This is a genomic window from Capnocytophaga sp. oral taxon 380 str. F0488, assembly GCF_000318255.2.
GTDB lineage: Bacteria > Bacteroidota > Bacteroidia > Flavobacteriales > Flavobacteriaceae > Capnocytophaga > Capnocytophaga ochracea.
Map to the genome: position 1 here is coordinate 1 of NZ_KB291187.1, position 14,466 is coordinate 14,466.

Consider the following 14,466-nt stretch of genomic DNA (forward strand, 5'->3'; position numbering starts at 1 on the left):
CCTTACAACCTTAGTTTCAAACTTTGCCAAAGTTAAATTACTATTATTGCCATTATCAGCATTTTTGGTATTAAAAATTTTTTTCCTACCTTTGCACTTCATTGCATATTACTCTGCTTTCATTGAAACATCTTAATTATGCGCATTCTTTTTTACATAACGCTGTTTTTATCCCTGCTCGCCTGCGATTCCAAAGAGAAGAAAGAGGAGGTAACACCCTTGCTCTTCCCCGATAATACGCAAATGCTTTTCCGCATCAACGATAAAGACAACTTCCTCAGTGCCATTGCTAACAATACCTTTTGGAAAACGCTCAATCCTCATCAGTTGCGCCCACACGAGGTAAAACTCCTTAATAGCATTCCCACCGATGATAACTTGTGGGTAGCTTTTGATACCGAAGGTCATTTCTTTGCCATAACTCCCCGTATTAGTAACGATACTATTAGTTTTTGGCGCAATGCCGATACTCAAATCCAAAAACAAGCTCAGTTTGGTAAAGAATGGTTTTACACCATAGCCGATAACAACTTGGTTATAGGCGATTCCGAGACTGTTTCGGCTTATCAACAACTGAAACAAGAAACTAAAACACCACGGCAACAGTCTTTGGAACAACTCCAAAAAGTAGGTAATACCGAATGCGTTGCCACTCTTTTCTTCCAAAAAGACGAAGCAAATGCTTACTTCAAATCGTTCTTCGGAACCGAGATATTGCAAAATGTAAAAGATTGGGTCTCTCTCGACCTTTTCTTAGAAGAAAACAACATACGTTTCAGCGGTATGGCACTCATTGCCAATGCCAATGCCGATATAATGGCACACACCCTACCCTATCAAAACAATGTGTTAAATGTACTTCCCGCACGCTTGCGTTCACTCGTTTCTTATACTTTCGACGACGGCGATAAGCTCGCTCAAAACGATAGTACAGCTACCAATAATCCGTTTAAAACCTCTATCAATGGGGTAGCTTTTGCTCAAACCCCCGAAGGTCAATTTGCGGTCGCCTCTTCTTTTGATGTAGATGAGACCATCAAACAGTTGCCCGTACTCTCAGAAGACTTTCAGCACAATTTCTCTATGTACGAACTCAACCCCGACCTCCCAATGGATTTTTTCACGGCTTTTGTACCTCAGTTTGTCCCTAAATACGTCGGAGTGTATGAAAAGTTTCTCGTATTTACTACCACCAGAGACCTTCTTACCTCAGTAATCAACGATATGCAACGAGGTAATGTGCTTTCAGCCAATAAATCTTACGATTGGTTAGAACAAAACAGCGCTTCCAACGTAAGTGTTACGCGACTCACAAATCTCTATGACAACACAGCTTTTAGCAGTAAATATCCTTATATAGCCGAAAACTATCGCTGGGCAGTATTCCAACAAACCCCTCAAAACGACTATTACGTGCTTAACTTCATCAGTCAAAAACAAACTGAAAGCACTCTTTCCGATGAGATGAAAGAACGTTTCCGCCTTACGTTAGACGACCAAATGGTTATCCCTCCTACCATTCTCTTAAACCACCGCACCAAACAACTCGAAATAGCCGTGCAAGACACTAATAACGATTTATATCTGATAGGTAACAACGGTTCTCTCTTGTGGAAAAAACGCTTAGACGGAAAGATACAAAGCCCTATTTACCAGGTCGATTTATTTAAAAACGGTTTCTTGCAAATGGCTTTCACTACCGAAAAGTCTATCTGGATTATTGACCGCAACGGCAATGTGGTAGAGCCTTTCCCTCTAAAATATCAAAACCCTATCACACCTTTGGAGGTTTTCGATTACGATAGCAATCGCGAATACCGCTTCCTCTTTGCCGAAAACAATATCTTGCACCTGTTAGACAGAAAAGGACAACAAGTGAAAGGCTTCTTACAGCGCACCAATGGAAAACCTTTGTTTACTCCTAAGCATTACCGTTTCAATGGCAAAGACTATCTTATCTACCCTTCCGATAATGGTATCTTTAACATCTTGCACCGCAACGGTGAAAACAGAATAACAGTAAAGGGTAACTATCGTTTCTCTAACAATCCTCCTTTGGTATTCAATAACTTGTTTATGTTCACCACTCAAGAAGGCAACCTTATTTCTATCGATGAGAAAGGAGGAATGAATCGCACAAATCCATCGCTGGTAGAACCCTTTTATTGGGAAGGTAATCGTTATGCACTTACCTCTCTTTCGGGTAATATACTTACCATAGGCGGGCAACGCATTGAACTTCCCGAAGGTAAATATGCCCGTCCTAAACAGTTCCGTATTCGTGGCATCAACTACGTCTCAGTAAACGAACAAAACACCAAAAAAGCCTATTTATACGACGAAAAAGGAAAATTGTTAAAAGACTTTCCCGTAGAATCAGTATCCCCCATCGCAATAGATGTAGATTTAGATAAATCTATTTGGATAGTTACTGAAAAATCACCCACTGAATTGGTGCTCTACACTATGAGACAATTAGCTAATTAATATCGAATTGAAAAAAGCAGTCATCATAGGCTTAGGTCTCATAGGAGGTTCCTTTGCCTTAGAATTAAAAAAACGTTTGGGCTACCACATTGCTGGTATCGACCTAAACCCTAATCATATAGAAAAAGCCTTAGCCTTAGGCATCATCGATGAAAGTACAGATTACAACCATCTCACCGATGCCGACCTCGTGCTCATAGCAGTACCCGTGAACCATATAGGCAAAGTGCTTATAGAGGTACTCAATAAAGTAGGCGAGCACACGTTAGTAATGGACGCAGGTTCTGTGAAAGGTCACATCTGCGAGGTAGTAGCTACGCACCCTCATAGGCAAAATTTTGTAGCAGCGCACCCTATGGCAGGTACCGAGCATTCAGGACCTGAGGCAGCTCTTTACAACCTCTTCGATGGGAAAGTAATGGCACTTTGTGAAGTAGAAAAAAGCAATTGGCAACTGCTTGACCGTGCGTTGAGTATTGTAAAAGCCCTTAATATGCGCGTGAAGATGATGCAACCTTCTGACCACGACTTACATACTGCCTATGTATCACACCTCTCGCACGTAAGTTCGTTTATGCTGGGCAAAACCGTTTTAGAGATAGAAAAAGACGAAGCTCAAATCTTCGATTTAGCCAGTACAGGTTTCGCCTCTACGGTGCGTTTGGCAAAAAGCGACGCTCAGATGTGGTGTCCTATCTTTTTGGAGAATAAGGACAATGTGCTAAAAGCCCTCAATGAATATATCAAGAATTTAGAAGCTTTCAGAACTCTCATCGAAACTGAACAATCCGAAGCCCTTATCCAAAGTATCCACGAAGCCAATTATATTAGGAAAATACTCAAATAGTATTCTAATACCAAATGGGTATATACGCGAGCTGTAACGTGTATATACCCGTTTAGTAATAGATATATACCGCTGACCTCACAGGTATATACTTTTCTAATAATAGGTATATACTGCATTAAAGTATTAATAAGTATTATTTTGTGCTCTCAATAAAAGTTTATACCTTTGTGCCAAATTTTACCTTTTACCTAATTATGAAGCCATTTCGCCTCTTTTTCACTAATCGTCGCAACCTCACTTTTGTGATATGCCTGTTGCTCTCGGTATTCATTTGGTCGCTGAAGAAACTCTCTAAAAACCTCATCAGAGAATTATCGGTACCAGTAACGGTTATCAATCTGCCAGCTGACAAGGTATTTCTACCCTCTGCTCCTAACTACGTGAGAATAACAGTAGAAGGCAATGGCTTTTCTCTTCTGAAATCCTACCGACAAAATGCTACCCTTACCGTAGATTTCTCCGATTTACAAGAAGTGGGCGAACACTTTTATACACTCTCTAAAAGCAGTAAGGACAAACTCAGCAATACTTACCTATCGAATTTCAGAATACGCTCGGTAGTCTCCGATACTCTACAACTATACTTAGTACCCAAACGCACCAAAAAAATACCCGTAGTAGTACACCTAAACGTGGAATTCCCTAAAGAATACCAACTTACGGAATTGCGCCTCTTACCCGATTCGGTAGTAGCTTCAGGTAGCCAAAAAGTGATAGATACGCTCACACAAGTAACTTTCCAATACCGTCACAAACGTCCGCTAAAAGACAATTTCGGTGAAACTTATACGCTCAAAAGCACTCCTTGGGTACATTATAACGCTCATAAAATTGTGATGCAAGCCTTTGTCGATAAGGTGAGCGAGCAGGAATTGCGCGTACCTGTGAAGGTGATGGGCGTACCGAAAGAGAGTCAAGTAAAAGTCTTCCCCGACGAAGTGAGTGTACTTTGTACAGGTGAATTGAGTATCTTAAAGACCCTTACTCCTAACGATATAGAAGTAACTGCTGATTTGTGCGAGGCAACCGACAACCATATACCACTACAACTCAATACTCATAAACGACGCATAAAGGTAGCTTTTATGAAAGAGACCTCCGTTGATTTTCTAATACGCAAAGAATGATGGTAGTAGGACTCACAGGAGGTATTGGTAGTGGCAAGAGCACTATAGCCAAAGAATTTGCTGCTTTAGGTATCGCAGTATTCAATTCAGATGAACAAGCTAAAGTCCTCATCGCTAACAATGCACAGGTAAAGAAACGCATTATGGCTGCTTTTGGTGAGGAGGCTTACCAAAATGGAGAATATAACCGCGCTTATATCACCCAGATTGTGTTCAACAATTCTGAGAAATTAGCGATACTCAACGGCATTGTACATCCTGCCCTTGCAAAATATTTTAAACAGTGGACAAAGAAGCAAACTTCGCCCTATGTACTGAAAGAAGCTGCTATCCTCTTTGAAAGTGGAAGCTATAAGGATTGTGATTATATCATCACGGTTACAGCACCTGAGGAGGTGCGCATTGCCCGTGTAATGGCACGCGACCATTGCACCGAAGCCCAAGTGCGAGCGCGTATGTCACAACAATGGAGTGATGCCCAGCGCATTGCCCTCTCAAATGCGGTGATTGAGAACGTCGATTTAGAAAGTGCCAAAGAACAAATAAAGAGAATACATTTTCAACTTTGCCAAAGTTTGTAACGCAACGGCATTTGTCAATTGTCAATTATGAATTATCAATTGAAAAAGATTATCTTTATATCAACCCTTATCATTGCCTTTTTAGGCATTACCTACGCTCTTTACGCCTTTCTGATGCAGATAGGGGTAGACGAGGGCTATGAACCTATACAACCTATTCACTTCTCTCATAAAATTCACGCAGGTGATAACCAAATCGATTGTAAATATTGCCATTCGGGGGCACGGACTTCGGCAGTAGCAGGGGTGCCCTCACTCAATGTATGTATGGGTTGCCATAATACCATTTCGGAATATGAAGGTGAGGAGGATCTCGCCAATGGTTACACTAAGGAATTTTATACCAAAGAAATCAAGAAATTATACGAAGCAGTAGGCTGGGACGAGCAGAAATTTCGCTATACGGGCACTCCTAAAGGGGTGCAGTGGATACGCATTCACAAACTCCCCGACTTTACTTATTTCAATCACAGTCAGCACGTAGCAGTAGGTGGATTGGAATGTCAGAAATGTCACGGCGAAGTACAACAAATGGAGGTGGTACACCAGTACGCTCCTCTTACGATGGGGTGGTGTATAGAGTGCCATCGCCAAATGCCTGTGAATGCTAACAACCCTTATTATCAGCACTATGAAGAAGTGCACAAGGCTTTGGCTAAAAAGCTAAATGTTAGCAAACTAACCGTTGCCGAAATGGGAGGCTTAGAATGTGCAAAATGCCACTACTAAGTGCGAGCCGCACGGGCAGTACAAACTGTACACACGATTATTAAAATGACGAATGAGAATATACATAACATACCAACATCACGGCGGGATTTCCTAAAATTCTTAGGTTTTTCTACAGCGGTGGCTGCCTTAGCAGGTTGCGAAGGGGCGGTACACAAAACGATTCCGTATGTGATACAGCCCGAAAGCATTGTAGCAGGTGAAGCCAATTACTACGCTACTTGCATCGCCGATGGTTTTGACTTTGCCAGCGTACTGGTGAAAACTCGTGAAGGGCGACCCATTGCTGTATTGCGCAACCCCGAAGCCAAAGCAGGAGGGGCTGTGAATGCAAGGATATTGGCATCGGTATTGAGTTTGTATGACGAGCAGAGAAACCCCTCCCCTACCCTCTCTCAAGGAGGTGAATTATGGCAACAGCTGGATACTAAAGTCGTTACTGCCTTAGAGAAAGCAAAAGCTGAAGGGAGACAAATAGTGATGCTCAGTCAAACACTCGCAAGTCCGTCGAGTTATGCTCTTGTAGAACTATTAAAAGAAAAATACCCTACCTTTAAACTCGTAGAATACGATACAGTATCGGAAGATGCTACCCTCACCGCTTTTGAATGGCACTATGGATTGCGTGCAATGCCCGATTACGATTTCAGTAAGGCAAAGCTCATCGTTTCCTTTGATGCCGATTTCTTGGGCGATTGGAATGGCGGGGGCTATGAAGCAGGCTATGCGCAAGGGCGTATCCCCAGCAAAGCAAACGGAATGTCGCGCCATATTCAGTTGGAAGCCAACCTCAGCCTTACAGGCGCTAATGCCGATGAGCGTATCGCACTCACTCCTGACCAAGTGAAAAAAGCATTAGCTTACTGTTTCCAATACCTAAAAGGTTTTGAGGAGAATGAACATTTTCATTTCCCAACCTATATTATAGAAAAAGAGGAGAATAAAGTTACTATTGAAGACAAAATAAAGAAAATAGCTTCCAAACTCAAAAAAGCGGGTAGCAAAGCCTTAATAGTAACAGGTATTGATAGCGTTGAAGCTCAATTAATCGCTTTTGCTATCAATGAACATCTCCAAAGTGAAGCTTTCTTGCTTCAAACTCCCGTGCTTACCCGTAAAGGTAATGTTAATGCTCTACAACAGCTACTCATCGATATGAACGAAGGCAAGGTAGGTGCCCTCTTCATCAACAATCTCAACCCCTTATACAGTTTGCCTAATGCCGAAGTGTTTGCCGCTGGCTTGAAGAAAGTACCTTTTTCGGTATCCTTTGCGATGCGCGCTGATGAAACTGCCCAGCAAACGACCCTTTGGGCACCTCAACCTCATTATTTAGAGTCGTGGGGCGATGTAGAATTCAAATACGGGCACTACGGACTGATGCAGCCTTGTATACGTCCGCTTTTCAACACCAAACAATGGCAAGACTGCTTCCTGCAATGGGTAGGACACAAGGAGAGCTATTACGATTTTATCAAAGCTCATTGGGAAAACCATATTTTAAAAGGATTTCCTTGGGAACAAGCCCTACACGACGGTACTTTTGTAGATAAGGAAAAAAGATTTGATTTTGAACAACAAGAAGAGGAACGACTAAGTTTATTCCGCACCAAAGAATCTTTTACTGATATATCCATCGGTAATCTGCTTGAAAGCCAATCGGAAGCGCCTTTTGAACTCACCCTCTACATCAGCACCGCTTTGGGCGACGGACAACAAGCTAACAATCCTTGGCTACAAGAACTCCCCGACCCTATCCACCGCACTACGTGGGATAACTTCCTCACGATGCACCCCACCGATGCGCAAACCTTAGGTATTGAGAATTGGCGTACTGCCGACGGTGCTTTAGATGGACATCAGGCGAAAATCAGTGCTAACGGCAAAAGTATCATCGTTCCTGTACTTATCACCCCTGCACAAGCACAAGGCAGTGTGGGGCTTGCCTTAGGTTATGGGCGCAAGGCAGGCATACAAACCGAAATGCAAATAGGCGTGAATGCCTTTCCTCTTTATAAAGACCATTGTAAAAACCAAGGCGTACAGATAGAAAAAGCAGACGGCACACACGAATTTGCCTGCTTGCAACTGCAAAATGAATTGGTAGGGCGCAAAAATATCCTGAAAGAAATCAGTTTAGATACTTTCTTAAACTCCTCTGCGGAAGTGTGGAACCCTCACCCCCCTAAAACCAAGAAAGACCCTACTACCCCACATCACTTTAAACTCTCTATCGACCTGAATGCTTGCACGGGTTGTGCGGCTTGTGTGATCGCTTGCCACGCCGAGAACAATGTGCCCGTAGTAGGCAAAGAAGAAGTGCGTCGCTCGCGCGATATGCACTGGTTGCGCATCGACCGTTATGAATCAAGAGAAAACGAACAAAGGTGCGTAGGCTTTCAGCCCGTGATGTGTCAGCATTGTAATAATGCCCCTTGTGAGACTGTTTGCCCTGTAATCGCTACCGCTCACGGACAGCAAGGACAAAACCAAATGGCTTACAACCGCTGTGTAGGCACGCGTTATTGCGCCAACAACTGCCCTTACAAAGTACGCCGATTCAACTGGTTTCAGTATAGTGAAAACAAGCAGTTCAACTACAATATGAACAACGAAATAGGGCGTATGGTGCTCAACCCCGATGTAACGGTACGTTCGCGAGGGGTAATGGAAAAGTGTTCCCTCTGTATCCAGAACACCCAAGCAGTAATACTGAAAGCCAAAAGAGAAGGTCGTGCGGTCGCCCCAGGAGAGTTCAACAATGTAGTAGCTTGTGCCGCGGCTTGTAATACAGGAGCTATGGTATTTGGCGATGCCAACGAAGAAGGAAGCAAAATTGCCCAACTCAGTGCCAGCGATCGTATGTATCAGCTTTTGGCAGAGCTCAACACCGACCCTAATGTGGTGTATCAAGTGAAAGTAGTGAATAGTGAAAAGTGAAAAGTAAATGGTAAATAAATCCTATCATACCATCAGTGAAGATATAGCGCACCCCATCGAAGGTCGTGCTTCGCGTGCGTGGTGGATTGCCTTTGGCATTACCCTCTTGGCGACCCTCTGGGGGGTATGGGCAATATGGGTAACCTTGCGCGATGGTATAGGCGCTTGGGGGCTCAACAAAAGCGTAGGCTGGGCGTGGGACATCACCAACTTTGTGTGGTGGATAGGTATCGGGCACGCGGGGACGCTTATCTCGGCGGTATTGTTGCTCTTTCGCCAACAGTGGCGGGTAGCTATCAATCGCTCGGCTGAAGCAATGACTATTTTCGCTGTCTTGCAAGCGAGTATCTTCCCGATACTGCATTTGGGCAGACCGTGGTTATTGCATTTCAACTTGCCTATTCCTAACCAATACGGCTCGTTGTGGGACAATTTTAACTCGCCTTTGCTATGGGATGTTTTTGCTATTGCTACCTACTTTTCGGTATCCTTAGTGTTTTGGTGGGTGGGCTTACTCCCCGATTTTGCGATGCTCCGCGACCGTGCTTTCAAGCCTTTTCAGAAGAAGATTTACAGCTTGCTGAGTTTTGGGTGGAGTGGTCGTGCCAAAGATTGGCAACGTATGGAAGAAACAATGTTGCTCTTGGCAGGTATTGCCACTCCGTTAGTCATTTCGGTGCATACTATTGTCTCTTTCGATTTTGCTACTTCGGTAGTCTCTGGTTGGCACACTACTATCTTCCCGCCCTACTTTGTAGCAGGAGCTATCTTTTCGGGTTTTGCAATGGTGAGCTTGCTACTTATTATCTTGCGCAAAGTATGTAAGTTAGAAGCCTATATCACCCTCAAACACATCGAGCTGATGAACACTGTGATGTTAGTAGCAGGTAGTATTGTAGCGGTTGCTTACCTCACCGAGTTTTTTATGGCAATGCGCTCTCACTCGGAGTTTGAAGAATACGTCTTCATAAATCGTGCTACAGGTGCTTATGCGTGGGCATTCTGGACGATGATTATTTGCAATATAGTTCTCCCTCAACTGCTTTGGTTCAAAAAGTTACGTCGTAGTATCACTTTCTCAGTAGGTGTTGCTTTGGTAGTATGTGTAGGGATGTGGTTCGAACGTTTTGTGATTATCGTTACCTCACTACACCGCGGTTATCTGCCGTCGTCGTGGACGATGTTCAGTCCTACGTGGGTGGATATAGGGATATTTGTAGGCACTTTGGGATTTTTCTTTTTGTTGTTTTTATTATATGCAAGAAGTTTTCCGATGATTGCACAAGCTGAGGTGAAAGGGGGCAGGTCTCAGGTGTTAGGAGACAGGTGTCAGGGGACAGATGTTAGCGGGCAGGAGTCTCTTAACTCTTACCTCTTAACTCTTACCTCTCCTAAAAATCTTTTAGATAAAATAAAAGAATTAAAATCAGAAGGCAAGGAAATTCAAGAAGTATATACGCCTTTCTATGTACACGGTTTAGACGAAACCTTAGGGCTCAAGCGCACTCGCTTAGGTAAAGCCACTTTTCTATACGGACTCATAGGCTTGTTTTTCGGGTGTTGGCTTACCTATTTCACAATGATAAAAGACTGGCCAATGGATATTGGTGGAAAGCCTAATGCCACTTTCTGGCAAAACCTCCCCGCTTTTGTACCCATAATATTCGAGTTGGTTGTATATTTTGCAGCGCATCTATTGGTGATTAGTTTCTTTATCAGAAGTAGGTTATATCCATTCAAAAAAGCTGAAAATCCTATAAAGAAAAGTAGTGATGATAAATTTGTAATTCAGGTAAGAGATAAGAAGTAAGAGGTAAGAAATGAAACATTTTAATAATTATATAAAGTATTTATTGCTAATATTATTGGTAGTTGGTTGTAGGAACAAACAAGAGCGCAACATTGAATTTATGCCCGATATGTATGAGAGTCCTGCTTATAAAACTTATGAAGTCACACCGCTCTCCCCTCCTGAACACACTGTAAAAAGAGGTGAGTTGCCCTACCGCTTCCCTAATACTATTGAAGGGTATGAGCTAGCCAAAGCACAATTGCACAACCCTTTAGCAACTGATACTCTACAACAAACTCAAAACCTAACCGATGGCAAAAAACTTTACGGTATCTATTGTGCGCTCTGTCACGGTGAGAAAGGTGACGGCAAAGGCATTTTAGTGCAAAGAGAGAAAATTTTAGGCGTTCCCAACTACAAGAGCAGAGAGCTCACCGAAGGTAGCATTTACCACGTGCTCTACTACGGACGCAATACAATGCCCGCTTTTGCTAATCAGCTGAGTGAGAAAGAACGCTGGCAAGTAGCAATGTACGTTGAACAGCTAAGAGATAAGAGGTAAGAAGTATGAGCATATTGTTTTTAACATATTCAATTCTGTTGTTTATAGCGCTTACGTTGGTAGGGGTATTGGTATTCTATGCTATCAACAAAGTAACTCACGCGGAATGGGTAACCGATTTATACCCTATAATGAAGCGTATCACAACACCTTTATGGTTAGTATTATTAGTTTTGTTGGGAGTGCTGTACATAGTGCATCACGAACCTTATTTTCTGTTGCGTACTGTGGGCTATATGGCAGTATGGGTGGGGTATCGCTATACTTTAAAAAAGTTTAAGACTTTAACACCTCACGTACTATTTTTAGTCATTTTCTTTCTTACCGAAACTCCAATGGCGTGGGATTGGTTTTTAAGTCTTACTCCCGAATGGCACAGCACCCTCTTTGCGTGGCAATTGCTCAGCAGTTTTCTGCTCTCAGGTATTGCCCTCATCACTCTATTTAGCAAGCCAGAGCACTATCACGATTTAGGAAAATACCTCTTTGGATTCTCTATTTTCTGGGCGTATTTGTGGTTCTCACAATATATGCTAATATGGTACGCCAATATTCCCGAAGAAACTGTTTATTACCAAACTCTTCTCAGCAAAGGCTATGGAGAGGCTATTGTAGCAATGCTTATTCTCAGTTTTGCACTACCTTTTCTCATCTTGTTATCCTCACGAGCCAAACAAAAAAAGCTGCTCCTTTTGGGAACAGCTGTCCTTATATTATTGGGGCAATACCTCAATTTCTATTTAATGGTAATGCCCTTTGTAAAATAGAACTTTACTCTTCGGCTTGTTTTTTAGCTTTCTTACTTCCTTCGTACATCTTATATTGTAACAATCGGCTTTCTAATTTACCATTAAAGAGTTTTATTTTTCGTGAAGGACGCAATCCTACATATTTTATACCTTCTAAATTAGAAGTGATAAACCACGCATCGGTATTGGGGTAATGATGTTTAAGAGTGTTGCCTATCGATGAGTAAAGCTGTTCTACATCGGTTTGTAGACGCTCATTGTAAGGAGGATTGAACACCATATGTAATGGTTGCTGTTTATCTTCTTTTTCAGTAGCAAAAAAGTCTTTTTGGAATACTTGAATGTACTCAGATAGGTCAGCATTTTTTAAGTTATCTTTGGCTTTAGCTACTGCTGACGGTGCTTTATCATATCCTACAATTTGGTGGTGAAACTCTCGTATTTTTTTAATACAACTGCCAAAGATAAGATTAAAGAGGTCTTCATCAAAATCGTTCCAACGTTCAAAAGCGAACTCTTTTCGGTGTACATTGGCTGGAATATTACAAGCTATCATAGCTGCTTCTATCAAAAAAGTACCACTACCACACATAGGGTCTAAGAAATCACACTGCCCCTGCCAACCGCTGAGTAATAGGATACCAGCAGCGAGCACCTCGTTGATAGGAGCTATATTGGTAGCTGTACGATACCCGCGCTGATGCAGTGAATTGCCCGAACTATCGAGTGACACAATTACTTCGTTGCGCTGAATATGAATATGTATCTCCAAATCGGGGTGTAGTACATCTACATTGGGACGACGACCTGTGGCATTGCGAAAAGCATCAGCAATGGCATCTTTGGCTTTTAAAGCCACGTATTGAGAGTGATTAAAAAGTTCGGTTTGTAAGGTGGCTGTAACAGCGAAGGTCTGGTCTACTCTTAGGTAGGTTTGCCAATTGAAGTCATAGAGTTTTTGGTAATATTCTTTCTCGTTACGCACATAAAAAGAAGCAATAGGTTTCAGTATTTTTAAAGCGGTACGCAAGCAGAGGTTCGCCTTATACATAAAGCCTTTATCACCTTCGAACTGTACACTGCGAACGCCTTTGGTTATGTGCATAGCCCCTAAATTGCGCAATTCATCAGCTAAAATATCTTCAAAGCCAAAGAAAGTTTTGGCTACCATTTTATAATTATTTTCCATTAGTATACAAAAATATGGCAAATATACATTATTTTTGCCATTTGAGAAAATAAATAACTGAAAAATGAACTTGCTACATACTGCCGATTGGCACTTAGGACAAACGTTTTACCAATACGACCGCTATAACGAACATCAATATTTCTTGGATAATCTTTTGCAAATTATTGAAGAACAACATACTGATGTTTTACTTATCAGTGGAGATGTGTTTGATACTGCTAACCCTGCAGTGGCATCGGTAAAGCAGTTTTATCATTTTCTTCATCAAGCAACTGAGCGCTTCCCCCAACTGCAAATTATAGCTATTGCGGGTAATCACGATTCGCCTGTACGCCTTGAAATGCCACAACCGCTCTTGGAAGATACACAAGTGCATTTGGTGGGATATGTGAAAAGAAATGAACAGAGAGAGATAGATTACAAACGTCTTATCATTCCGCTTTACGAAAAAGGGGAAGTAATGGCTTACTGCCTTGCCGTGCCTTTTCTCCGCTTAGGGGATACTCCTAAAAATGAAGATACTAACCCCGATTATACTCAAGGGGTGGAAGCCTTCTACCGCGAAATTACGGAAAAGGCTTTGACTATTGCCAAAGGGAAACCGCTGATTGCTATGGGACATCTGCACGCTTTGGGAGCAGAACTCAGCGATGAGGACACGGCTGAGCGTCCTATTATTGGGGGAATAGAAGGCTTCAAACCAACGAGCTTTCCTAACGCGTTACAATACATTGCTTTGGGACATATTCACAAAGCTCAAGCCTTAGGTGGTAAAGCTCATATACGCTACTCGGGAAGCCCTATACCTTTATCATTTTCAGAAAAGCATTATCAGCATCAAGTGGTAGCTTTTTCATTAGAAGAAGGACGTGTACAGGATATTAAAACGGTGCCTATTCCGTTGCATACTCCTATGTTAAGCGTGCCTGAACAACCACTACCGGTTAAAGAAGTGCTGAATGCTTTGGCTTCTTTACCTAAGGGAACTACTCATACTCCTGCTCCTTATTTAGAAGTAAAAGTATTACTAAACGAACCTGCTCCTGAACTCAAAAACAGCATACTGAAAGCTATCGCTCATAAACACGTACGCTTGGCGCGTATAGATGTGCGCTACCAACAGCAACAAAACACTACAAAGGAAACTTTGCAAAAGGAAATTACTTTAAACGACCTGCAACCTTATGAGGTACTACAAAGGGTTTACCAAAATAAATTCCAAAAAGAACTGCCTGAATTCTATAAACCTTTGTTTGATGAAGCAATGGAGAAAGCGACTGATTAATGATTAGTGGTTAATTGATGTGAGTTTGATGTAAGAAAAGTGTAGCTTACGCTACAGAAATCTCTCAAATCTTAAAAAAATCAAACAAATAAACAGCTTTGCTGTTTTAAATGTCTCGCACAGATTACACGGATTGCACGGATTTAGACCCCGATTGATTTCAATATTATAG

Annotated in this window: 11 protein-coding genes; 10 read left to right on the plus strand and 1 reads right to left on the minus strand. The window is 42.1% G+C overall.

The window, feature by feature from the left end; translation table 11 throughout:
• Positions 1-138: 138 nt before the first annotated feature.
• From HMPREF9078_RS03135 to HMPREF9078_RS03175, 9 genes are all read left to right on the plus strand, one after another.
• Positions 139-2,487, plus strand: a complete 2,349-nt coding sequence (locus HMPREF9078_RS03135) for a hypothetical protein (protein WP_009419301.1) — start codon at positions 139-141, stop codon at positions 2,485-2,487.
• Between the two features lie 7 nt (positions 2,488-2,494).
• The gene (locus HMPREF9078_RS03140) at positions 2,495-3,334 is read left to right on the plus strand and encodes a prephenate dehydrogenase (protein WP_009419302.1); all 840 of its coding nucleotides are present in this window, start codon (positions 2,495-2,497) and stop codon (positions 3,332-3,334) included.
• A gap of 197 nt (positions 3,335-3,531) precedes the next feature.
• On the plus strand, positions 3,532-4,464 hold the full coding sequence (locus HMPREF9078_RS03145; protein WP_009411323.1) for a hypothetical protein: 933 nt from the start codon (positions 3,532-3,534) through the stop codon (positions 4,462-4,464).
• Positions 4,461-5,045 carry a dephospho-CoA kinase gene (gene coaE / locus HMPREF9078_RS03150; RefSeq protein ID WP_009419303.1) on the plus strand — a complete coding sequence of 195 codons (585 nt, stop codon included), beginning with the start codon at positions 4,461-4,463 and terminating at the stop codon, positions 5,043-5,045. The genes HMPREF9078_RS03145 and coaE overlap by 4 nt, the downstream gene beginning before the upstream one ends.
• A gap of 27 nt (positions 5,046-5,072) precedes the next feature.
• On the plus strand, positions 5,073-5,774 hold the full coding sequence (locus HMPREF9078_RS03155; protein ID WP_009419304.1) for a cytochrome c3 family protein: 702 nt from the start codon (positions 5,073-5,075) through the stop codon (positions 5,772-5,774).
• Between the two features lie 45 nt (positions 5,775-5,819).
• A complete protein-coding gene (locus tag HMPREF9078_RS03160) occupies positions 5,820-8,714 on the plus strand; it encodes a 4Fe-4S dicluster domain-containing protein (protein ID WP_034542693.1) in 2,895 nt (964 codons plus the stop codon).
• A gap of 7 nt (positions 8,715-8,721) precedes the next feature.
• Entirely contained in the window at positions 8,722-10,524 is a 1,803-nt protein-coding gene (locus HMPREF9078_RS03165; protein WP_009419306.1) for a quinol:electron acceptor oxidoreductase subunit ActD, read from the plus strand.
• Between the two features lie 10 nt (positions 10,525-10,534).
• Positions 10,535-11,068: a cytochrome c gene (locus tag HMPREF9078_RS03170; RefSeq protein WP_009419307.1), complete on the plus strand. Its 534-nt coding sequence runs from the start codon at positions 10,535-10,537 to the stop codon at positions 11,066-11,068.
• Between the two features lie 5 nt (positions 11,069-11,073).
• Positions 11,074-11,835, plus strand: coding sequence for a hypothetical protein (locus tag HMPREF9078_RS03175; protein ID WP_009419308.1), 762 nt, complete (start codon positions 11,074-11,076; stop codon positions 11,833-11,835).
• Positions 11,836-11,839: 4 nt separating this feature from the next.
• Here the strand turns inward: HMPREF9078_RS03175 and HMPREF9078_RS03180 are convergent, their stop codons facing one another.
• Positions 11,840-13,006, minus strand: a complete 1,167-nt coding sequence (locus HMPREF9078_RS03180) for a class I SAM-dependent RNA methyltransferase (protein WP_009419309.1) — start codon at positions 13,004-13,006, stop codon at positions 11,840-11,842.
• Positions 13,007-13,070: 64 nt separating this feature from the next.
• Here HMPREF9078_RS03180 and HMPREF9078_RS03185 point away from each other — a divergent pair, with 64 nt between their 5' ends.
• Positions 13,071-14,294: an exonuclease SbcCD subunit D C-terminal domain-containing protein gene (locus HMPREF9078_RS03185; protein ID WP_009419310.1), complete on the plus strand. Its 1,224-nt coding sequence runs from the start codon at positions 13,071-13,073 to the stop codon at positions 14,292-14,294.
• Positions 14,295-14,466 lie beyond the last annotated feature (172 nt).

Excerpts from the sequence above, each read along its gene's own strand:
- coaE (WP_009419303.1), top strand. The coding sequence starts at position 4,461 with ATGATGGTAGTAGGACTCACAGGAGGTATTGGTAGTGGCAAGAGCACT.
- HMPREF9078_RS03175 (WP_009419308.1), top strand. The coding sequence starts at position 11,074 with ATGAGCATATTGTTTTTAACATATTCAATTCTGTTGTTTATAGCGCTT.
- HMPREF9078_RS03170 (WP_009419307.1), top strand. The coding sequence starts at position 10,535 with ATGAAACATTTTAATAATTATATAAAGTATTTATTGCTAATATTATTG.
- HMPREF9078_RS03155 (WP_009419304.1), top strand. The coding sequence starts at position 5,073 with ATGAATTATCAATTGAAAAAGATTATCTTTATATCAACCCTTATCATT.
- HMPREF9078_RS03160 (WP_034542693.1), top strand. The coding sequence starts at position 5,820 with ATGACGAATGAGAATATACATAACATACCAACATCACGGCGGGATTTC.
- HMPREF9078_RS03145 (WP_009411323.1), top strand. The coding sequence starts at position 3,532 with ATGAAGCCATTTCGCCTCTTTTTCACTAATCGTCGCAACCTCACTTTT.
- HMPREF9078_RS03135 (WP_009419301.1), top strand. The coding sequence starts at position 139 with ATGCGCATTCTTTTTTACATAACGCTGTTTTTATCCCTGCTCGCCTGC.
- HMPREF9078_RS03165 (WP_009419306.1), top strand. The coding sequence starts at position 8,722 with ATGGTAAATAAATCCTATCATACCATCAGTGAAGATATAGCGCACCCC.
- HMPREF9078_RS03185 (WP_009419310.1), top strand. The coding sequence starts at position 13,071 with ATGAACTTGCTACATACTGCCGATTGGCACTTAGGACAAACGTTTTAC.
- HMPREF9078_RS03180 (WP_009419309.1), bottom strand. The coding sequence starts at position 13,006 with ATGGAAAATAATTATAAAATGGTAGCCAAAACTTTCTTTGGCTTTGAA.